This is a genomic window from Antribacter soli (assembly GCF_021568775.1).
Taxonomy (GTDB): Bacteria; Actinomycetota; Actinomycetes; order Actinomycetales; family Cellulomonadaceae; genus Antribacter; species Antribacter soli.
The window spans coordinates 1-20,678 of record NZ_JAKGSG010000069.1; the positions used below are offsets into that span (position 1 = coordinate 1).

The window sequence follows — 20,678 nt, forward strand, 5'->3', positions numbered from 1 at the left end:
GAACACCACGAACGTGGTGGAGGCCGCTGGCGTATCCGCCGCGGCCTCCACCACTTCCGACGAACCAGACGGCCAAATAGTTGCCTCGCCGGGCCGCGGATCGGTGAGCGAGGCAAGGATCGCCTCGGCGACCGGCTCGAACTCGGCGAACCGGTCCGGATAGGCGGACACTTCGACCGACTGAGCGGCGACGCCCTTCGGCAGGGACTGCCAGCCGGGGATGTCGAGGAGACCGCGGGGTGAGCCGCCGTTGGGGCCGGTGGGTCCGCCGTAGAACGCGCGGGCCTGGTAGTCGGCGTCCATCAGTTCGGCGACGGATCCCCATCCGGCCGCCGGGCGCATCTGGAACAGCCCAAGGCTGTCGTGGTCGGACCCGTCACCGTCGTTCGCGAACCCGGCCGAGTCGGGGTAGGCGGTGGCGTTCGCCAGCATCCGCAGGCGCGACTCGGTCAGGGCCGCCATCAACGCCACGACGATGCCGTCTCGCCCGACGCCCTCGGTGGCGGCGCCGACGCGGACGATCGTCACGGCATGGCCGAGCTGGATCCCGTCCAGCCGAACCGAGGCGCCGCTGGTCGTGGTCGCGGTCACCTCGCCGGGGACGGCGGTGACGACAGGTCCGCACGGCGTGCTGGTGCTCGCCGAGGCGAACACGGTGACCACGAGCAGCGCGAGGGATGGCCCGAGCAGGAGCACCGGGAAGACCACGAACGGGAGCAGCTTGTGCATCGGGCACGGCCCCTATTCCAGGACCGTGCCGGGGACGCCGAGGCGCAGCAGCCGGCACTCGTCCAACGCCGGCTCGCAGGCGACAAACATCGTCAGCTCGACCGGGTGCGCGAACGACTCGGGCCGCCCGGCGACCACACCGCTCCGGTGCAGGGTGCCGACGACGTTGACCGCGTAGGTCCCGGGCAATAGGTCCGCGACCTGCCCGGTCGCGACGGCGCGCGTCCACGCGGCGGGCACCTCGACCGTGTCCAAGTCGACCCGCTGGCGGGTCTCGTACTCGCGCAGCCGCTCCCACCATGCCGGGTCGGGCAGGTAGGCGGTCAGGTCGGCGAGCAGGCCCGGGGTCTGCTCCCCGGTCGGGTCCGCCACCGCGAGCACCTCGGTCGTGACCGATCCCAGGGTGTCGGTGGTGGTGTCCCAGTCGAACAGGATTAAGGCGGCCCGGCGCGCGGTCGCGACCGGGTCCGATCCCGAGGCGGCTGGTGACGCGTTCGAGATCCGGCTCGGAGCACCGCCTGCGGTCGCCGACGCCACCGGACGAGGTCCGGCCTGCAATGCAGGGCCGGACGAACCGACAGGGTGGGGATCACCGGCAAGCAGGTGCAGCACGACGACGAAGATCACCGCGCCGGCGGCGAGCAGCACGACGACGAACCGCCACCGCTCCCGCAGCCACGCCCCGATCATGATCGTGCCCCGATCGCGATGACACGGGCCAGGGGCACGGCCGCCCTGCCGGGAGCCTCGTCGGGCTCGCCGCCGTCGGTCGGGCCGCTCGCCGCTTCCATGTCGCCGGGACCAGGGACCTGTGCCCGCTGATCGCCTTGGCCCTTCTCCTCCTCCGCCGTGGCGTGGTCGAGAAGGTTCGAGGCTCCGGCGCGGTCTCGGGCGTCGCGCATCCGCTCGACCAGGGTCGTGAGCCGCACCTGGACATGGCAGATCGTGTCCCAGTCCCGCGGTCGCAGCGCAGGTCCCAGGACTGCGGGGTCGTGCTGATCGAGCAGGCGCGCGATCCCGTCCCACGTCGTGCCCCACGTGCGCAGCGCGTACAGGGTGATCCCCGCCCGCTCCGCCACGGCTGGCCTGATGGCGTCTGCCGCCTCCGGCTCGACGACCGTCTGCACGGTGCCGGCGCCCGGCACCGCCGCTCCGTCCGAGGCTCGGAGGGTGGCCTGGACCTTCGCCCACTCTGGTGCGACCTGGCCGCCGTCCTCAATCCGGGCCACAGCCTCGGCGGCCAGGTCCCGGATCTCCTCGGGCTGGGCGATGTCCGTGGCCAAGTCCATCAGCGTGCCGATCCGCTCCATCGCCTGCCAGGACTTCTTGCCCGTGGCCAGGAGCGCCGCCTGATCCCGCACTCGGCCCTGCTTGTGCGGGTCCGCCGGCGGTGTTGAGTCAACCGCTCCCACAATGTCCGAATCGCCCGAGTCGCCGGAGGTGGCCCCACCGCTCGAGGTGACCTGGGCGCCGTCGGGCACCGACCCGAACCGGGACGCCTGCTGACGGCGCTGCGCCTCCTGGCGCAGCACCTCCTTGAGCTCCCGGTAGAGGGTGGCCTGCTCGGTGCGGGTGTAGGCCTGGCGTAGGACGTTCTCGTCGTACTCGGCCAGCAGGCGGGTCGCGCCGTCGGACAGGCCTGAGCGGACCCAGGTCCGGACCTGGGTCCAGCCGAGCCGCTTAGCCGCTTCCAGGCGGCGCCACCCGCAGACCAGCACCCGGCCCGGGGTGATCGTGATCGGCTGCAGCAGCCCGAGCCGCTCGATCGATGCGGCGAGCGCGTCCAGGTCGCCGAGGTCCTTGCGGTGCCGGACCCCGACGGTGATCGCGTCGACGGCGACGTCCAGCCCGCCCAGCTGCTCGGCTCTCGGGTCAGCCATGTCGCACCGCCGGGCCCGGGGCGGTCAGGACGAGGTCGGCCATGAGGCGGGTGTCGGCGAGCAGGTCAACGGGGCGGGCTCCACACGTCGCCTTGTGCAGCATCCCGGGGCGTCCCGGGTGGCCGAGCAGGGCGTGGCACAGGCGGGTCCAGGTGCGGTGGTCGATGTCGAGCAGGTGCAGCGGGGTCAGGTCCCGGCGTAGCGCGTCGAACGCCGAGCCCGGGTTGCCCGCCTCGCGCAGCCCGTGGCAGACGTACTCCAGCGCCACGCGTGCGTCGTCGGGCGGCCAGCCTGCGGCCGACAGGACGGTGCGGACGGTGATCAGCCCGATCCGCACGTCGCGGTGGGTGATTGTCTCGCGGACCGAGACCGTGTCCGACGGCGGCCGTGCCGGACCTGCGGACTGCTCACCCCCCGCAGCGGCCGGCGGCGCGAAGCGTTCGACGACGACCGGGACCGTGCCGTCGGGGGTCAGGTCGCTGAACCGTTCGACGTCCCGGTCCCCGGAGCTCATCAGCCGGCGGGCGTGGTCCACCGAGCACAGCAACCGGTCCGCGCGGTCGGCGGCTTGCAGCGTGCGCTGCACCGCCCGGGTGACCACCCCCCACGGGTCGTCCGCGTCCAGCGTCGACGGCAGGCGTAGCACCTCGAACGCTGCCACGATCGCGTCCTGCGGCGTCTGCCCGTACCGGCGCGCGAGCAGGGCGTACTTGGCCTCGCAGAACCGGACCAGCGCCGGGACGTCGGGGTGCGTGGACCATCCCTCCGGCCCGGCGATGAGGATCGCGACGAGGATGCGGCGCAGCCCGCGCGCAGTGGCGAGGTGGGGCTCGTGCGTGCGGGGAAGTCCCCGGACCGGCCGGGTTTGCAGCGTCGTTGGCGACGTGCGGATCGGCGCGTGGGAGGTCACCGCTGTGGCAGTGGAGGCGGCGGTCATGACAGCTCCACCCCCTGCGGTCCGGCGGCGCGTGCGGCCCGGTGGGCCGGGCCGAGCGCGGCGACCTTGCGTCCGGTGGCCTTCACGGCCCGGCCCGGTGCGCGTCGGGCAGCGCGCATGAGGTGCCCGTACAGGTCGACCCCGCGCACGAGCGCGCCGACGACCTTCGGGTCGGCGTGCAAGTCCGACAGACGAGACCACCGCAAGCGGCGGCCGCCGTCCGCCTCGCTCTGGCCGACGCCATCGGACCGCTTGGAGGGGTCGGCATGGACGGCGAACGGGTTCGGGCCGGTGCTGGCCGCGTTGATGCCTGTCCGGGACGCCGGGGTGTGCTGGTCGTTCATGAGAACACCGCCTCAGGAGGGTCCGGGCGGCGCCCGCCGCCCGGAGCGTGCGGGGGAGCGGCCCGGCCCGTAGCCGGGTGTGCGGCGCGCTGAGCGCGTCGGAACGCGGACCGGATCGTCGCCTCCGCCTCCCGCGGGCCAAGGCCCGCGTTCAGGGCGGCGTTGCCGACCGTGGCCAGTGCAGTGGCGTAGTCGTGCCCGTGCTCGGCGAGCCGGCACGCGGCCCAGAACAGCCCGGCGTTGCGCCCGCCTTCGGGCCTGGTGGCGACCCAGTCCGCCAGCCGGGCGGGGTCGGCTCTCTGCGCGTCCGCTGCCGCCGTGGTCCCCGGTCGCTGCGTGAACGTGGGTTCGGGGGAGAGGAAGGCCCGCAGGGCTGGACCGTCCACCGGGCGTGGGGTTTGGCGGGTGACGGTGGTGAGCTGGTAAGTGCCCGAGGCGCCGTCGTCGTACACGACACGTGAGGGCGGGACCAGGACGTAGCCGCCGTCGGACCGGAAGTCGACATGCGCGTCGGGGACCTGCCAGCAGGCCTGGCGTGCGGTGTTCGGGTAGTACCCGTGCAGGCCGCCTGACGGCGTGCGGACGGTGAACGCCCACCCCCCGGTCAGTCCGCGCCGCAGCGACGCCTCGAACGCATCCCGCCCGGACTCCTCACCGTGAACGTCGACATCCACGACGTCCCACCCCGACGCGCCGCCCGTGGGGATCGCGAGGTTCGCCTCGGGCCAGCGACGCCACCACCGGGCGACCTCCCGCGGGTCCGTAGTGGCGTCCTGGAACCCGTGCAAGGTCAGTGGGCGCTTGGCGTCCGGCGCGCACGGGAACACCGGCACACCCGCACGCACCAGCAGGCGCAGCGCGTCCGACACCGTCGTCGCGGCGAACGCCGCGACCACAGCGCGACTGCGCTGGTCAAGCCGGGTGCCTGCTTGGGTGTCCATGCCAGCCACGCTGACACCCCGAAATCGCGCCAATCGCGGACACCGGCGGCCGTCCGCGAATCGCACGACGGGTGTCTTCGCAGGTCACAAAGGCGGACTCAAAGTCCCGAAGAGAGGTGGTGAGAGCAAGGAAGCGATTGCGGGCAATCGCATGTGGCGGCTGCACTGCGGGATCGCCCTCGCCCCCCGACGCGAGATCTAAGTGCGCCGGGGGTCGCCCCGTTCCGGGGGCCGAGAGGAGCGAGCCAGCGGGTGCACCGGGTGAATTTTTCCCGGCGATGCCCCGATTCATCGTTATCGCGCTCTTTGCCTGGTTCGAGAGGGCTGCGAGGTCCGTTACCTTCTGCACACCGGCTCGGTGTGAGCCACTTGCGTGTGGGAGTGCGGTTCATGGCGGTGCTGGTGTCGTTTGCTGGGGTGCCCGGGTCGTGGCGTCGGGGTGTGGCGGGTGTCGCGTTCGCTGCTGCTGCGGCGGTGACGGGTGGAGTCCTGGTCGTTCCGGCTGCGGTGGCTGCGCCCGTGGCGGCGGCCGCCGAGGCAGAGCCGGTGGCGATCCCCGAGGAGCGGACCGAAGGCGGGAACCTGTGGGCTCCTGATGTTGCGAGCGCGAAGGTCATCGCCCGGCTCGAGGACGAGCCGGTCGAGGTCTTGGGTGAGCGCACGCCGGCGTCGTCGACGTTTGCTTTGCCGAGTGGCGTGATGGCGTTCCAGGCCGCGCCGGGGCCGGTGTGGGTCCCGACCGGGGATGGTGACGGGACGGCGCTGGCGGACTGGGCGCAGGCAGACCTGACCCTGGCCACGGGGTCGGACGGCAGGGTTCGGCCGGTGGCGCAGATCGGGGACCTGACGTTGTCCGGGGGTGGGCAGCCGGGCGAGTCGGGCACGGTCGAGGTGGCTCGCTTGACGGATCCTGAGTCGGGTGTGGTCTCGGTCCTGTCGTGGCCTGGGGTGCTGCCGGCGCCGCGGCTGGAGGGGCGCCGGGCGGTGTACCAGTCGGTGGCCGAGGGCGTGGACCTGGTGGTCGAGGCATCGACGTCGTCGTTCCGCCACTTCCTGGTCGCTGCGGATGCGCAGGCCGCTCGGCGGGCCGCGGATGTGGCGTTGACGTACTCGGTCGAGGGCGCGGAGCTGGTCGAGGAGCCGGATGGGACGCTCGCCGCTCGCACCGGTGACGGCGCCGCGGTGATGCGGACCGGTGCGGCGGTGGCGTGGGATGCGCAGGCGGACGCTGCGCGGGTAGCACCCGTGACGGAGCCTCTGATCGACGACACGCCGGTGCGCGGGTTCTCGCCGCTGCCGTCCGAGGATGTGCTGCTGGGCCGCGATCAGGGCACGACGGGGGTCGCGTCCGGGGGTGATGCCGGGGCTGGGGCGCGCGCCCCTGAGGGTTCCGTGGGCGAGGGCGAGTCCGAGCAGGGTGAGCTTGACGCGGGCGCGGTGCCGCCGCAGGAGGTGGATCTGACTGCCGTTGTCGAGCGGGTGGACGAGACCGCGGTGCGGGTGCGGGTGGAGGGTGTTGAGGAGCTGCTGGGGGATCCGCAGGCTCGTGCGCCGTTTGTGGTGGACCCGCCGATGTACCTGGTGACGGAATACCTCGACACCTACGTGCAGTCGGACTCGACCACGCCCAAGACGTATGAGGACGAGCTGCGGATCGGTACGTACAACTCGGGCGGGGTCGTTGCCAGGTCGTTCGTCAAGATCCCGACGGCTCAGGTCGCGGGTGCGCGGATCATCTGGGCGCAGCTCGAGCTGTACAACTTCTGGTCGTCCCATTGCACCCCGACGGAGTGGTGGGTCTACCACACCGGTGGGGTGTCGGAGTCCACGGTGTGGAGCTCGCAGCCGCAGTGGATCTCGCACCAGCGCAGCATGACGAGCTCTGCGGGCAACACCAGCTGTCCCGGCGGCGCTTGGGTGCGCCCTGACGTGACCGGCGCGATCCAGTGGACGGCGGACCGCGGGTACTCGGAGATGACGTTCGGTCTGCGGGCCGCCAACGAGTCGGACTCCTTCACCTGGAAGAAGTTCAACTCGGTGGACTACGGCGAGTACATCCCGGCCGTGATCGGGTCGTACCAGCATGCGCCGCTGGTTCCTTCGTCGTTGAAGGTCGAGCCGGCCAGTGCCATGGGTGCGGGCGTGGCGGACGCGACACCGCAGCTGTCGGCCGTGATTGATGACCCGAACGGGGAGATGATCACGGCGACGTTCCAGGTGAACACCCCGCAGGGGCAGACGGTCGGCCTGTACAGCGCGGCGGTGGACACCACACCGGGGGGTGACGTTTCCGCAACGGTTGGCGTGCCCGCCGATGTCCTGGCCGAGGGCAGCATCTATGCGTTCCGGGTGAAGGCCAGTGACTCGGTGCTGGAGTCGGCCTGGTCGGGCTGGCGCTTCTTCGTCGTCGATACCGTCGACCCCGGTGCGCCGGTCGTGACCTCGACGGACTTCCCGGGTGATGGCACGTGGCACAAGGACGCGGGTCAGGCGGGGACGTTCACTTTCTCGATGGCGTCTGCGGACGCCAGCGTGGTCGCCTACCGGTGGGGCCTGGACGGCGAGCCGCGCGCGGAGAACACAGTCTCGGTGACCAGCGGCGCCTCGGGCACGGCGACCGTCACACCGTCGACGGTCGGCCCGCACGTGCTGAAGGTTGTTGCGATCGACCACTCCGGCAACGAGTCCCAGCCCGCCAGCTATTCGTTCCGGGTCGGGCAGGCCGGCATCTTGGCTCCTGCGGACGGGGCGCGCATCGTGCGCCGCACGCGGGTCGAGGTCGGGACGAACGACACCTCGTTGACGCACCAGAAGCTGCAGTGGCGGCGCGGCCCCGACTCGACCGATATCCAGGACGTGCCCGCGGCGGCGCTGGCGACATCCGCGGGCGCGGCCGTCGGGTCCGGGTTCGTCGCGCGGTCCGTGCTGGGCCAGTTCACCACCTGGGACGCCGTCTCCACGATCGGCTCGGTGGGTGGGCCGGTACAGGTGCGTGCCGTGCTTGCCAAGGACACTGCCGGGACCGGCGTCACCTATACCCAGTGGGTGACCTTGACGGTCGACCCGAACGCGGCAGGGGCAGCGTCCACCCAGATCGGGCCCGGGTCGGTGAACCTGCTGACCGGCGACCACTCCCTGTCGGTGACCGACGTCGAGGAGTTCGGGCTCTCGATCGTGCGGACCGGGAGCTCGCGGGACACCGACTCAGGGTATGAGCTGCAGCAGGACCAGCTGTCCGAGACCCAGCGCAAGGCGTCGGCCCTGGCCGACGTCCAGAACGGGACCGCGACCGTCGCGGTCGACAGCGGCCGGTTCCACGAGGGCGGCACGTCGTTCAAGGTGGCCCCGAACGGGTCGACCACGGACTCCTACGCGAGCGTCGGCGGAGACGTCGGTGGCTTGCGGCTGGCCCTGGCCGGGGGACGTAGTTACCGCGTCACCGGGTGGGTGTACGTCCCGGCGGGTACGGGGCTGAGCGCGCAGCACGCGCGCGGGCTGAGCCTCGCCGTCTTCTGGAAGAAGGACGGCGTCTACAACGAGCCGGCAACCTCCGGTGCCCTCACGCCACGTCCGACGAAGACCGACATGTGGCAGGAGGTGTCGGTCGACGTCACCATCCCCGCCGGGGTGACGGAGGCGTTCGTGCGGCTGTACAACGGCAACTCCGACCCGGGCAAGGTCGTGTACTTCGACGACCTGTCGGTTCGTCAGCTGTGGGCGCCGTTCGGCAAGCAGTGGGCGACCGGCACGATCGACGCCGCCTCGGGCACGGCCTACACCAAGATCACGATGCCCCAGCCGGAGGTCGTCGCGGTGCACCTGACCGGTGGCGGGGAGATCTGGTTCACCCGTGGTGGCAGCCAGAACTGGTACCCCGAGCCCGGTGCGGAGGCCCTGCAACTGACCCAGCCCAGTACGGACAGCTGGCGCCTGACCCAGATCGACGGCGCCGTGACGGACTTCGTCCGCAACGGCTCCACCGGTGACTTCGTCGTGACGACCACCGCACCGCCAGCCGCGTCGGGCAAGGCCCGACACATCTACACCCCCGGTGCCGACGGCGTGCAGCGCCTGACCCGGATCATCGCGCCGATCGAGCCGGGCGTCGATGACACCAGTGGCTGCACTACCCCAACTCCGGCCCGCGGGTGTGAGGTGCTGGAGTTGGAGTACGCGTCGTCGACCACGGCAACGAGCACGACGCCGGGCCTGTTCAATGGCCAGGTCGCGTACGGGTACATCTGGTCCTGGGACGGCACCGCCATGACCAAGGTGCGTGTGACGCAGTACGCCTACGACACGGCCGGGCGGCTCGTGGAGGTGTTCGACCCGCGGATCGAAGCGGCTGGCGGGCAGCGTCAGGTCACCCGGTACGGGTACGACGATGCAGGGCGCATCACCTCGGTCACCGCTGCGGGGGAGGAGCCGTACACCTTCACCTACGGTCCGGGCGGCACCGAACTGACGGGCGCAGGTGACTTGATCGCGTCGGCGCCGGGCCGGCTGCTGAACGTCTCGCGTGCCTCGCTCGTCCAGGGGACGACCGCCCAGCTTGGGCCGGTCAACACGACGACCCTGGTGTACGGGGTGCCGCTGACCCGCGCGGCAGGTGGGCCGTACGACCTCGATGCGGTGTCGCTGGCCCGGTGGTCGCAGAAGGACGGTCCTACCGACGCCACCGCGGTGTTCGGGCCGGGCACCCCGGCCGTACCCACGACCGCCACGCCCACCCAGCCCGGTCCTGACGGATACGGCAGCGCGACGGTGCACTACCTCGACGCCGCGGGCTGGGAGGTGAACACCGCCTCCCCGGCCGGGCCGAACGCGCCGGTGGACGGGTTCATCGACACCGCCGAGTACGACCGCAACGGCAACACGGTCCGCACGCTGGATGCGACCAACCGGCTGCTGGCCCTGCGCGCCCTACCCCAGGCGGAGGCGATGCTCGACGCACTGGAGATGGAGACCGCCTCGTCGGCATCGGTCGCGACCACGCTGGACACCGTCTCCCGGTACAGCGAGGACGGCCTGGACCTGCTCGTCCAGGTCGGCCCCGCCCAGGTGCTCGCCAACCCGAACGACCCCAGCACGACCCAGGTGCTGCGCCCCCGCACCACCAACGTGTACGACGAGGGCAAGCCCGACGGGGCCAGCTACCACCTAGTGACCACCTCCACCACCGACGCGGTCAAGCTCGCAGGTGACCCCTTCACCACGGGCGGTGAGGACCCGCTCTCAACCCGGACGACGTTCGACCCTGTCGACGGGGCGGCGAAGCTCGGGCCGACGTCGGGCTGGGTGCACAAGGGTGCCACGTCCGTGACGGTCGACGCCGGACAGCCCACAGCCTTGACCTCGACCGTCGTCTACGACGCCAAGGGCCGGGCCATCAAGTCGTCCAAGCCCGGCTCCACCGCGTCGGACACGGGGACCGTACGCACTGTGTTCTGGACCGCCGGAACCAATCCGGACGACGCCAGTTGCGGTGACACGCCGGAGTGGGCCGGGCAGCCCTGCACGACATCCGCAGCGGGCGCTGTCACCGGTCACGACCCCGCCCGCATGGGCGCCGACCTGGCCATCAAGCGGGCCGAGGCCTACAACCGGTACGGCAACCCGACCATCGTGTCCGACTACGTCGGGTCCGGTGCCTCGCAGGTCAAGCGCACCACGACCACCACCTACGACGCCGCCGACCGCGTGACCTCGGTCGAGATCACCGGCACCGGCACGGGGGCCGGGTTGGCGATCGCCAAGACGACCACCACCTACGACCCGGTCACCGGTGACGTGGTCAAGAACGCCAGCGTCAACGCGTCCGGGGCGGAGACTGCGGCGATCACCCAGGAGTACGACCGGCTTGGTCGCTTGATCAAGTACACCGACTCCGCCGGTGGGTGGACCCGCACCACCTATGACCGGTTCGGGCAGCCGGCCACAGTGACGAATTCCACCGGGGCGTCGACCACGTTCTACTACGACCGTGCGGTCGAGCCGCGCGGGTTCGTCACCAAGCAGACCGACTCCGTCGCGGGCGACATCGTTCCGACCTGGGGCCCGGACGGACAGCTTGAGTCCCAGGCCCTGCCCGGCGGCATCAAACTCACTATCGGGTACGACGCCGCACGGGTGCCGGTGAAGCGCACCTACACTCGGGTGTCCGACGGCGGGCTGATCACGTCGGACTCTGTGGTGGAGAACCACCGGGGGCAGATCATCCAGCACGCCGGCTCCGATACCGGCACCTCGACGTATACCTATGACCGGCTCGGACGTCTGATCCGCACCGACGACCGCGCCGTAGACACCTCGTGCACGACGCGGGCGTACGGGTTCGACACCCACACCAACCGCACGTCCCTGACCACCGCCACGGCAGCGGCCGGGCAGGCGTGCCCGGGTGCGGGCGTCGCGACCGCGGCGGGGGCGACCACCACCACGTCGGCGTACGACTCGGCGGACCGGCTGGTCTCCACCAGCGGGTCGGGCGGGAGTCTGTGGGCGTACGACGCGTTCGGGCGCATCACCTCCATGCCCGCCACCGACACCACCGGCCAGACGGTGACCGCGACGTCGTCCTACTACCTCAGCGACTTGGTCGCCTCCCAGGAGGTCCCGGGGGTGGAGCGGACGACATGGGGTCTGGACCCGGTGATGCGGCACGCCACCCAGGACGACGACACCTGGCTGAACGGTGAGTGGGCCGACGACACAAAGAAGACCTTCCACTTCGACGGCGACTCCGACGAACCCGCCTGGGTCGTCGAAGACGCTCACCTGGCCAACCCCACCAAGATCACGCGGTACGTCGAGGGCCTGGATGGCGCCCTGGCGGTCCAGACCTCCGCCACCGGTGATCGGGTGCTGCAGCTGGTCGACCTGCACGGCGACGTGACCGCCACACTGCCCATCCCCGACGGCGCCGCAGACGCGTCGTGGACGCAGGTACGGGTGCAGGACTTCAACGAGTTCGGCGCACCCCAGCCCACGACCTCCGGCCAGGCACCGTCCGGTGCGGACAACAGGTACGGGTGGCTGGGTGGCGCCCAGCGCAACGCCGACACTCCCACCGGAACCATCCTGATGGGCGTGCGGGTCTACCACCCCGCCACCGGCCGGTTCCTGCAGACCGATCCCGTCGCCGGCGGATCCGCGAACGAGTACGACTACTGCAACGCCGACCCCGTCAACTGCACCGACCTCGCCGGCACGTTCACGATCGACTGGAAGAAGGCCATCAAGACCATCGCGGTCATCGGTTCGATTGCATCCTTCATCCCCGGACCCATCGGCGCAGCGGCGGGAGCCATCTCCGCCGTCGCCTACGCGGCTTCCGGCAACACCACCATGGCATTGACCATGGGGGCGGTGGCTGCAGCGCAGCTTGTTGGCGCCGGCCCAGCAGTCCGTGTGGCAGCAAGTGCGATCTCTGTGGCCAAAAAGGCCGGAACAGTCGCGCGCTCTGTTCCTCGGGCGGCAAGGGCGGCTGCAAGCGCCGCGCGCGACGGGTACGACGCCGTACGTATAGTTGTGTCGGCGAGGCGATCGACAGGTATGGCGCCTGAATTCGGTAAGCAGCTCGCCGTCTCCGAGCGGGCAGCTGGGTGGGCTGGGCGCCTGTGGACGCTACGTGGCAGAACGACCTCAATCGGGGGGCGAATGTCAGGTGACAAGCTGCGTGGGTACAGGCCACCTACGTTCAAACCGGCCCACAACATCCGCCAAGCCAATTTCGAGCGACGTGCCATTCCTCGCGGTCCGTATCCAAATAATTACCATGTGCGGGTGAAGTGATGGATGAACCGGGATACTCAGGTCATGGACCTATTCTGACCGGGATCTCTCACTCGACGGACCTTCCGTTCTATCGGGTAGAAGTCTGGCGAGGAGAGCTTGGTTGGGACATTGTTTATATCGCCCCTGGGACTGAGCTGTCGGAATACAACTCATTCGCCGAAACTTGGGAAGATGTGCTGGCCTATGGTCGCCTCTATGAAGTTGATTGGACGAGGTAGCTGGGAGGTCCAGGGAGGTTGTTGAGCAGGTGTTGATTGATGGTCATGGAGATTGGAGGAGTCCAGGACTGCTTAATCGGACCAACGCATTTGGCCGGAGCGCTCAATGAGCATTGAGGTTCGCGGTGTCAACTTTCATGGTAGGGACCGCTTATTGTTCAGGTGCGACGAGCCTGTCACAGAGGAGCGCCTCGACCTGATCCGGCGGCGCGGGATCAGCATGATCGAGCTTCGAAGTGCAGCCACAGGCGGCCGGGATCCTGGACGCCTGCGCTTCCTTGCCGATATCCCAGGGCTGGTCAGCGTGTACCTCTTCGATTCCGATGCCGCGAAGTGGCTAAGGAGGTACTCCCGGCGCTGGAGTCACTTGGGCTGTTGGAGTTCCGCGTCGTTCGGCGGTCGACCGCCTCGGGCGCCTGATCAGTACACCGGCTCCGCCGGCGGGTGGACCCGCACCGAGTACGACCGATACGGGCAGCCGGCCACCGTGACCAACTCCACCGGCGCATCGACGACGTTCGAGTACAACCAGACCGTCGAGCCACGCGGGTTGGTCACCAAGCAGAGCGACTCCGTCACAGGCGACATCACCCCCGACCTGGGGCCCGGACGGACAGCTCGAGTCCCAGTCAGTACTTGAACGATATGGTCGCCTCGCAGATCGTGCCCCAGACCCAGCAGACCACCTGGGCCTGGACTCGGTGATGCGGCACGCAGCCCAGGACGACGACACCTGGCTGAACGGTGCATGGGTCGACGACACCGAGAAGGTGTTCCACTTCGACGGCGACTCCGACGAACCCGCCTGGGTCGTCGAAGACAAGACCAACCCGACCGAGATCACCCAGTACATCGAAGGCCTCGACGGCCCCTGAGCTAACAGAGGTCATTCGCGGTGGTCCTGCGCCGCGATGGACGCCTTCTTCGCGGCGGTGTGTGCGGCGTCGATCACCGCCGACCGCGCGCCGGGCTCGGTGGGGGCGATCTCGTCGTCGAATCGTGTCCAGAGCTCGTCGGCTATTTCCTTGGCCTTGTCCGGGTGGTCGTCGGCGACTTCCAGGAGCGCGTGGTCCTTGGCGAGGGCCTCGGAGCCTGGGTCTGCCGAGTGCCAGGTATGGCACGCTCTGCGGGCGAGAGGTAGGTCGCGGTTGCGCAGGGCGTGGGTGATGACCAGGTGCGCGATGTCGCCGACCAGGGCGGTGTACTGGTCGGCGAGGTGCTCGCCATGCAGGGCCCACAGCCACTGGTGGTACTTCTCCTCCGGGATGGTGAATGGTGCGCCGCGCACGAGCTCGAGCGCGGCGATCAGGTCGCTCATTCCGTGGGCGCCGCGGCGGATAGCGCGTTCGTAGAGACGGCGTAGCAGGTCGGCGTCGACCAGGACGCCGTCGATGCGGTACAGGTGGCGTGGGCGGGTGCCGCTCTTGCGCGGGCGCCCGGCGGCGCCCTTGCCGAGCCGGGGCGTGCCGTCGGGCAGGTCGCCGAGATACCCGCGCAGGAGGGCGAGGCGGCTGCGCGCGTCGCCGTCGAGGCTGTTGAGCACCTGCGACACATGGTCCAGGGTCACGCCTTCGGGGTGGAGCGCGAGGAACGCGGCGAGCATCGTGAATGCGGGCCGCCTGTTGGCGACCGCGCTGCCGGTCCCGGGCCCCCACATTGTCACCTTGCCCAGCACCTCCACGCGTGGGCGGCGGCAGGTCCGGTCGTGCCAGTCGGCCAGGTCCTGGTCCAGCGTCGGGTCGGGGTCGGCCTGCCCAACGTCGCCCTGGCTTCCCTTGGGGGGTCGGGTCGCCACGGGTGCCAGGCGGGCGAGGTCCGCGCGCGTGTTCGCGGTGTGTGCGAGGTAGGCGGCGTCCGCCTCCGGTAGCAGCGACCCGCCACCGGCGGGCGTGTCGACGTCGGCGGGACGCTCCACGCTCTCCACCACGGTCTCCACCGCAACGGACGGCTCTGGTGAAGCACCGTCCGTGGTTTCGCTCGACGTCTCGCGCGGGGACGGTCGCAGTCGTCCGGTGGCGCGTTCGACGAGCGGGTTGGGGACGTCGGCGGGGTTACGGGTGAACGCGACGATGTTCGCGCACGCCTGCAGCTCGGCCGCGCTCATCTGGGAGGCCGCCAGGTCGATATCCAGGGCGTCGATGTGCAGGTGACCGGCCTCGATCCGCAGCTCGATATCGCCCGGCGCTGGCGTGCCGCCGACGACGAGGACGGCGGCACTGGACCGCCCCGGGTGCTTGCGGATCGCCGCGGCCAGGTCCGCGATACCGCCCTCGCGGGAGGTCGTGACGACGAAGGAGAACTCCTCGTGGTCCTCCCCGTCGGGCTCCTCCTCGGCAGCCTGGCGCACGTATCGGGTGATCGACGCGGTGAAGGTGTCGTCGTCGTCCTCCTGGACCCGGTACTGGGACAGCGCCTGGGCACCTTCGGCGACCCCGAGAGCGTGCGTGGTGAGGTTGACCGTCCACGGGTTCAGGGCGAGCTCGGCCACGACGTGCCGCGCGAACGCGGCAACGGCGTCGTCGGCGCCCGTGACCGTCGCTGTGCGCAGTTGCTCCAGGTTGAGCAGCCAGGCACGCCCCCGATCGTCCTGCCCGACGGCGGCGAGCATCGGGTACGGGACCAGCTGCCGCGAGTGCTCCCGGGCGTCGGCCAGCCGTGCGGTCCACCGGACGCCGTCACCGGTCCACGGCGCCGGAAGGTCCGCGGGCTGCGCCAGGTGCAGCACGGCTTCCTCCTCAGTGAGCTCGACCGCGAGCACCTGCGGGCGCGGGGTGTAATCGCGCAGGTGGGGACCGGCGAGCTCACGCAGCAGGATGTCGAGCCGCCGAACATCTGGGACTCGCCCGCCGCCCGCGACCCGGGCTGTCGCGACCGCCGGAATTAGCTCCTCTGGTACCGGGCCGACCGAGCGGCCCGGAGGACGTAGCCGGGCCTGACGCGAGCGGCCTCGCGTGATCGCCACGTGCAGCCCGGCCGCGAGGACCGCACCGCCGGTGGCAAGCCCGGGCAACAACCAAGCCGGGTGCGCCTGTCCTTGGTCCTTCGCGGCGTCCGACGGCGGGTCGCTCGCCTCAGGCGCCGGCCGCAACTCGGGTGCGGCCGCGGCCTCGAGATCCCGGGTGACGTCGGGGGGAGTCGTCGGAATGTCCGCCGCGTCCGCCGAGTCGTCCGCGGGATCGCGGTCGCCGATGGGCTCGGGCGGGGCCGCGGGTGCCTGGACTTCCGCGGTGACGGCCGGGGCGACGGGGCTGCCCGCAGGAGCCTGAGCTGCGACAACCGCGTCGTCGAGGTCGGGCAGTCTGAGGGTCCAGCCGGGTTCGATGTGGTCGGGGTCGGTGAGCCGTTCGCCGTCGGGCTGGATCGTGTCCCTCGAGGCGTCGGCGATGGTGGTGTACCGGTCGGGGTTGCCGTAGTGGTCCAGGGCGATGCCGGTCAGGGTGTCGCCGTGCACGACGGTGTGCGACTCCGGGCTCACTGTCGCCACGAGCGTTGCTGGCGGCTGCTCCGCCGTGGCGGGGGCGGGCGGGGTTGGGACGCGCAGCGTGACGCCCGCGGGCAGGTAGTCGGGTTCGGGGCCGAGGACGTCGCGGTTGGCGGCGTGGATCTCCAGGAACCGGCGTCCGTCGCCGAGGCGGGTCTCGGCGATCTTCCAGAGGGTGTCGTTCTGCCGTACGACGTACGGCTCCCAGTTCGCGTACGCCTCCGGGGCTCGGGGTGCCGGTGTCGCGGTGGCTTGAGGTTCCGGCCGCGCTTGAGTCTCCGGCGCGGCGGTGTCCGGCGTTTCGTCGTCGGGCGCCTGGGTGGTCTCGTGCTCGCGGTGGGGCGTGGCGAGGATCGCGACGGCCGCGGCTGGGCCGGCGGTCGAGGCTTGGACGGGCAGGGCGGCGAACAGCATGGTCGCGGCGGTGAGCAACCGGGCGAACATCCCGGTGGGCAGCGGGCCGAGGTGGGGTGCGCGAAGGCGGCGGACGAAGTCGACGCTCTCGCCGACGGCCATCCAGGCCAGCCAGCCCCACACGATCCACAAGGCGGCAAAGACGAGGAGCAGGACGAGGTGTTGGACGTCGTTGCTCAGCAGCACGAGCTCGACCCAGCTGGGGTTGAGCAGCCGGTCGGGGAGGACGGCCGGGCGGGCCAAGAGGAGCAGGGTGGGTAGGCCGACGAGCAGGGCGGCGATGGCGAGCACGGCGGCAAGGCCCCGCAGCCGGTCACCGATCGTGACGCGCACGGGCGCGCCGGCCGGGTAGGCGGGGTACTGGCCGGCGCGGGGTCTGGTGCGCGGAGTAGTCATGGTTGCTCTCCTCCCGAACTGAAGGTGTGCGGGCGTCGTCTCATTGCTCGCTCCCTGCCACGACGCGCACGAGGCGGGCGGTGGCGGTGACCTCGACGGGGAACGGTCCTGCGCCGAACATCCCGAGGATCTGTGGGGAGTAGGTCTGGCGGACGGTGACGTGGACGCGCCCGCCCTCGACCCACGCGTCCCCGTCGGCCCCGGCGGTGGCCAGGTACTGGTGGGCGGCGGTCACGGCCTTGGCCGGGTCGACGGTGAAGCCTTCGCCGGCCATGACGGCGGTGGTGTCGAGCTGCTGCCCACCGGCGCGGGCGGCCTGGGCGGCCAGGCCGTAGGCGTGCTGCTGGGCGTGCAGGTGCGAGCCGCCGTCGAGGACCAGCCCGACGATCACGATCAGCGCGAGGGCGGACACGATGAACCACGGGGTCACCGACCCCTCCTCCGGGTGACCCTGCCGGGCGGCAGCGAGCCTGGTCATGGGACCGACCGCCACTGGTCTCGAGGTGAGGTCGCCTGCGCGCTGACCGTGTGTCCCCAGACGCCCAGGGGCAGATCCCACAAGGCGACGTCGCACACGACGGTGACGGTGACCGACGACGCCGCGCCCGGCTGTGCGGGGTCACCGGAGACATCGACCGTTGCACGGGACGAGGTGCACGCCAGGTCCTGGTTTGCGAGGCTCGCCGCGGCGACCTGCTCGGCACGGGCGGTCAGGTCGCCGTCGCGCGCGATGGACGCGGTGCGGGCGGCGTCCCAGGCTGCGGTCTCCACGACCTGCTCGGCCAGCACGACCCGCCCCGCGAGGAGCGCCAGGGCGAGAAGCAACCCGAACGCGGGGGCGAGGACGGCGACCTCGACCGACGCCGACCCCTCGTCGGGATGACTCCAGCCAGTCGGGCGTCTCATGGCGCACCGCCAATCGGGCGGACCTCTTCGGTGGGCATGGCGGCCGTGCCCGTCACTTGGGGCACGTAGAAAGGGATGATCGAGTACGGGACAGCCTCGACGCGGACGCTCGCGTGGTCGACGTCGCGGGTTGCGGTCACGGTCCAGGTGGCCAGTGCGACGTCGCCGGCCTGGGTGAGGAAACCTTCGGCCGTGGCCTGCCCGTCCGTGGCGGTGGAGTGCTCGGCGGCGGCCGCGACCGCGCCCTCGTTCGCGGCTGCGAGGACGATCTGGCGGGCGTGGAACAGGAGCCCGGCCTGGACGCCGAGGAACAGCAGTCCGAACAGCGCGGGCAACAGGACGACGAGCTCGACCGACGTCGAACCTTCCTGGTCGTGCTGCCCGCGCTGTCGTTGCCGCCCGCGCTCCCAGTTGCGGCGGGCGGCTCCGGGCAGACGGCGACGCACGGTGAAAGGGGCGCGACCGTCTGCGGGCTGTCCGGGGTTCCTCATTCGGCTCACCCGTTCGGGGAGGTGATCTTGCCGACCTCGGTGGTGGTGAAGGTGGTGATGGCGGCGATGACGATCCCGGCGAGGATGAGCAGGCCGACGGTCCACACGACGGCCTCGACCGAGCTGACCCCGGCCTCGGGGTCTTCCTCGGCCAAGCGTCGGGCGATGCGGGCGCGGACACGGTCAGGGACGGTCTGGAGGATGGTCCACAAAGACAGCATGGGAAGGGTCCTTTCGGTTCCTGGTGCGGGTACGCCAGCGACGGGCTGGCATTGCGTGGTCCTCCCTCCAAGGGGTCTGAGTCTGTGGTTTCGTGTTTAGGTGCGTGTGAAGATCCGCATCAGGGGCGGGGCCAGGAGGAGAGCGACGAACACGAGCCCGAGCAGTGCCCCGGGGATCGACATCCGTTCGACGTCGGCGTTGGCGGTGCCTTGTTCCTCGGTCAGCATCGCGTGACGCATCGCGGTGGTGCGGGCGCGCAGCGCCCCCCAGGCGGCGGTGCCTTCCTCGCCGGACAGGCGCAGGACGTCGGCGACCTCGGCCAGGTCGGGCAGGAACAGCTCGTGGGACAAGTCCGCCAGGGCGTCCCAGGGCGGGACGCCGGACCAGCGCGAGCGGGCGAGCTCTTCGCCGATGCGTCGCCAGACCCAGTGCTCCCCGACCGCGGCTGCCTGTTCCATGGCTTGGCGCACTCCGGACCCGTTGGCGCGCTCGAGCGCGACGGCGTCGACGTAAGAGGCGAGCTCGCGCCGGAACTCCGCCCGCGCGGTCTTCGCGTCCCGTAGGACGTCCAGGTGGGGTGCGAAGAACAGGCCGGCGGCGAGCCCGAGCGAGCCGAGCACCACCAGGGCGCCGGGGAGCCGGAGCCCGAGCATGCCCAGGACCCAGGCGACCAGGGGCGCGATGAGCAGCCCGAGCCCGCCGGTGACGAGCTTGCGCCCGTAGAACCACGTGACCGGCAGGCGCAGCAACGCCAGGTCCCGGTAGGGGACGCGGACCCAGGTGGCGTCGGGCAGTGCCCGCTGCGCCCAGACACCGAGCCGGGTCGCGGGGTCCGACGGCGTCCCGGCCGGCTCGGTCGGCCGGGTCACGGTCCGCGGCGGCGCCAAAGCTGCGAGGGTGGCTGCGGCGTCGACACGGGCGGGCGCGAAGTAGTACACGCCGAGCAGGAACACTCCGAGCGCCATGAGCGCGCCGGAGATGACGAACCCGAGCAGACCGGCCATCACGACCTCCCTCCGAACACGCCATCGGCCGGGGTGGTGGTGTGGCCGGTGAGGCGGGCGGCCTCGCGGCGGACCTGCTCGCCCATGGACCGGGTCGGGGGCTTGCCGGTGGCGATGCGTTTGAGCCACACGAGCGTGGCGACGTACGCGCCGACGAGGGTCACCAGGACGACCTGCCCGACCGGGGTCTGGTAGGGCTCGATGTAGTTCCCGGTGAACGCCAGGACCCCCAGTACCGAGGCGGAGATGATCGTGACCCACCGTGCGGTGGCGCGGGGCTTGGCACGGTCGGCCTCGATCTGCCGCCGGCCGCGGACCTCGGCGGCGACGGTCTCGGCAAGGGCGTCCAGCACGGTGGACAGGCCCGTGCCGCGGCTCTTGGTGGCCTGGACGAGGTAGGTGGCGATGCGGTCGCCGACCCGGTCGTCCAGGTCGTCGGCGAACGCGCGCAGCGCGGACTGGGTGTCCCACCGGGTGCGCAACCGTGCCACGAGCCGTGCCACCGGTTCGGCGATGGCCGCGGGGGCGGACTTGCGGGAGGTGATCAGGGCCTCCTCGAGGCCGACGTTCACCGCCAGGACCCCGGCCAGGGACCGGGTCCATTCCTCCATCGCCTCCAGGCGCGCGATCCGGTCCACCTGGTCCCGGTTGGACAGCAGGTGCGGCAGCCCGACGACGGCGGCGGGGACCGCGACCACGGCGATCGGCCACTTCCACACCGCCCACACCACCAGCCCACCGGCGATGCCGGCGCCGAGGAGGGTCCAGGTGCGGCGCGGGACCCGGGCCAGGCGACCCGCCCGCCGTCGGACCGTCTGGAGGTCTTCCGGCGTGATCAGGTCCCACCGCCACCACCAGGCCGCGAGCAGGAAGACGCCCAGCCCGATCAGGGCTCCGGAGATCGCGAAGCCCCACACG

Annotated in this window: 15 protein-coding genes and 1 pseudogene; 2 read left to right on the top strand and 14 right to left on the bottom strand. The window is 71.1% G+C overall.

Going from position 1 to position 20,678, the window contains the following annotated elements; genetic code table 11:
- The 6 genes and pseudogenes from L1785_RS22310 to L1785_RS22335 form a co-directional block, all read right to left on the bottom strand.
- A pseudogene (locus L1785_RS22310) lies at nucleotides 1-729 on the bottom strand (M23 family peptidase); the annotation flags it as partial.
- 12 nt (nucleotides 730-741) lie between these two features.
- Nucleotides 742-1,419 (bottom strand): hypothetical protein, encoded by a 678-nt coding sequence (locus tag L1785_RS22315; RefSeq protein ID WP_236091446.1) that lies wholly within the window; start codon nucleotides 1,417-1,419, stop codon nucleotides 742-744.
- The gene (locus L1785_RS22320; RefSeq protein ID WP_236091447.1) at nucleotides 1,416-2,609 is read right to left on the bottom strand and encodes a ParB N-terminal domain-containing protein; all 1,194 of its coding nucleotides are present in this window, start codon (nucleotides 2,607-2,609) and stop codon (nucleotides 1,416-1,418) included. The genes L1785_RS22315 and L1785_RS22320 overlap by 4 nt, the downstream gene beginning before the upstream one ends.
- Nucleotides 2,602-3,546 (bottom strand): hypothetical protein, encoded by a 945-nt coding sequence (locus tag L1785_RS22325; protein ID WP_236091448.1) that lies wholly within the window; start codon nucleotides 3,544-3,546, stop codon nucleotides 2,602-2,604. Before L1785_RS22325 ends, L1785_RS22320 begins: the two co-directional genes overlap by 8 nt.
- Nucleotides 3,543-3,890, bottom strand: coding sequence for a hypothetical protein (locus L1785_RS22330; protein WP_236091449.1), 348 nt, complete (start codon nucleotides 3,888-3,890; stop codon nucleotides 3,543-3,545). Before L1785_RS22330 ends, L1785_RS22325 begins: the two co-directional genes overlap by 4 nt.
- Nucleotides 3,887-4,831: a bifunctional DNA primase/polymerase gene (locus L1785_RS22335; RefSeq protein WP_236091450.1), complete on the bottom strand. Its 945-nt coding sequence runs from the start codon at nucleotides 4,829-4,831 to the stop codon at nucleotides 3,887-3,889. The genes L1785_RS22330 and L1785_RS22335 overlap by 4 nt, the downstream gene beginning before the upstream one ends.
- A 360-nt stretch (nucleotides 4,832-5,191) precedes the next feature.
- On the opposite strand from L1785_RS22335, the gene L1785_RS22345 reads away from it, so the two are divergent.
- Complete coding sequence (locus L1785_RS22345; protein WP_308113401.1) at nucleotides 5,192-12,625, top strand: DNRLRE domain-containing protein; 7,434 nt, start codon at nucleotides 5,192-5,194, stop codon at nucleotides 12,623-12,625.
- Between the two features lie 641 nt (nucleotides 12,626-13,266).
- Here the strand turns inward: L1785_RS22345 and L1785_RS22350 are convergent.
- Nucleotides 13,267-13,434 carry a hypothetical protein gene (locus tag L1785_RS22350; protein WP_236091451.1) on the bottom strand — a complete coding sequence of 56 codons (168 nt, stop codon included), beginning with the start codon at nucleotides 13,432-13,434 and terminating at the stop codon, nucleotides 13,267-13,269.
- A 116-nt stretch (nucleotides 13,435-13,550) separates the two neighbouring features.
- Between L1785_RS22350 and L1785_RS22355 the strand changes: the two genes are divergently transcribed.
- The gene (locus L1785_RS22355) at nucleotides 13,551-13,721 is read left to right on the top strand and encodes a hypothetical protein (RefSeq protein ID WP_236091452.1); all 171 of its coding nucleotides are present in this window, start codon (nucleotides 13,551-13,553) and stop codon (nucleotides 13,719-13,721) included.
- 11 nt (nucleotides 13,722-13,732) lie between these two features.
- Here the strand turns inward: L1785_RS22355 and L1785_RS22360 are convergent, their stop codons facing one another.
- From L1785_RS22360 to L1785_RS22390, 7 genes are all read right to left on the bottom strand, one after another.
- Nucleotides 13,733-17,137 carry a LysM peptidoglycan-binding domain-containing protein gene (locus L1785_RS22360; protein ID WP_236091453.1) on the bottom strand — a complete coding sequence of 1,135 codons (3,405 nt, stop codon included), beginning with the start codon at nucleotides 17,135-17,137 and terminating at the stop codon, nucleotides 13,733-13,735.
- Between the two features lie 40 nt (nucleotides 17,138-17,177).
- Nucleotides 17,178-17,567 carry a pilus assembly protein TadG-related protein gene (locus L1785_RS22365; RefSeq protein WP_236091454.1) on the bottom strand — a complete coding sequence of 130 codons (390 nt, stop codon included), beginning with the start codon at nucleotides 17,565-17,567 and terminating at the stop codon, nucleotides 17,178-17,180.
- 44 nt (nucleotides 17,568-17,611) lie between these two features.
- Nucleotides 17,612-18,043, bottom strand: a complete 432-nt coding sequence (locus tag L1785_RS22370; RefSeq protein WP_236091455.1) for a TadE/TadG family type IV pilus assembly protein — start codon at nucleotides 18,041-18,043, stop codon at nucleotides 17,612-17,614.
- Complete coding sequence (locus tag L1785_RS22375; RefSeq protein WP_236091456.1) at nucleotides 18,040-18,489, bottom strand: TadE family protein; 450 nt, start codon at nucleotides 18,487-18,489, stop codon at nucleotides 18,040-18,042. The genes L1785_RS22370 and L1785_RS22375 overlap by 4 nt, the downstream gene beginning before the upstream one ends.
- Nucleotides 18,490-18,539: 50 nt before the next feature.
- Entirely contained in the window at nucleotides 18,540-18,755 is a 216-nt protein-coding gene (locus L1785_RS22380; protein WP_236091457.1) for a hypothetical protein, read from the bottom strand.
- A gap of 96 nt (nucleotides 18,756-18,851) precedes the next feature.
- Nucleotides 18,852-19,760: a hypothetical protein gene (locus L1785_RS22385; RefSeq protein ID WP_236091458.1), complete on the bottom strand. Its 909-nt coding sequence runs from the start codon at nucleotides 19,758-19,760 to the stop codon at nucleotides 18,852-18,854.
- On the bottom strand, nucleotides 19,760-20,677 hold the full coding sequence (locus L1785_RS22390) for a type II secretion system F family protein (RefSeq protein WP_308113402.1): 918 nt from the start codon (nucleotides 20,675-20,677) through the stop codon (nucleotides 19,760-19,762). The genes L1785_RS22385 and L1785_RS22390 overlap by 1 nt, the downstream gene beginning before the upstream one ends.
- Nucleotide 20,678: the final 1 nt, after the last annotated feature.

Coding starts and splice junctions, on each gene's coding strand:
- L1785_RS22325 (WP_236091448.1), bottom strand. CDS start 3,546: ATGACCGCCGCCTCCACTGCCACAGCGGTGACCTCCCACGCGCCGATC.
- L1785_RS22330 (WP_236091449.1), bottom strand. CDS start 3,890: ATGAACGACCAGCACACCCCGGCGTCCCGGACAGGCATCAACGCGGCC.
- L1785_RS22335 (WP_236091450.1), bottom strand. CDS start 4,831: ATGGACACCCAAGCAGGCACCCGGCTTGACCAGCGCAGTCGCGCTGTG.
- L1785_RS22380 (WP_236091457.1), bottom strand. CDS start 18,755: ATGCTGTCTTTGTGGACCATCCTCCAGACCGTCCCTGACCGTGTCCGC.
- L1785_RS22350 (WP_236091451.1), bottom strand. CDS start 13,434: ATGTCGCCTGTGACGGAGTCGCTCTGCTTGGTGACCAACCCGCGTGGC.
- L1785_RS22320 (WP_236091447.1), bottom strand. CDS start 2,609: ATGGCTGACCCGAGAGCCGAGCAGCTGGGCGGGCTGGACGTCGCCGTC.
- L1785_RS22370 (WP_236091455.1), bottom strand. CDS start 18,043: ATGAGACGCCCGACTGGCTGGAGTCATCCCGACGAGGGGTCGGCGTCG.
- L1785_RS22315 (WP_236091446.1), bottom strand. CDS start 1,419: ATGATCGGGGCGTGGCTGCGGGAGCGGTGGCGGTTCGTCGTCGTGCTG.
- L1785_RS22355 (WP_236091452.1), top strand. CDS start 13,551: ATGCGGCACGCAGCCCAGGACGACGACACCTGGCTGAACGGTGCATGG.
- L1785_RS22385 (WP_236091458.1), bottom strand. CDS start 19,760: ATGGCCGGTCTGCTCGGGTTCGTCATCTCCGGCGCGCTCATGGCGCTC.
- L1785_RS22360 (WP_236091453.1), bottom strand. CDS start 17,137: ATGACTACTCCGCGCACCAGACCCCGCGCCGGCCAGTACCCCGCCTAC.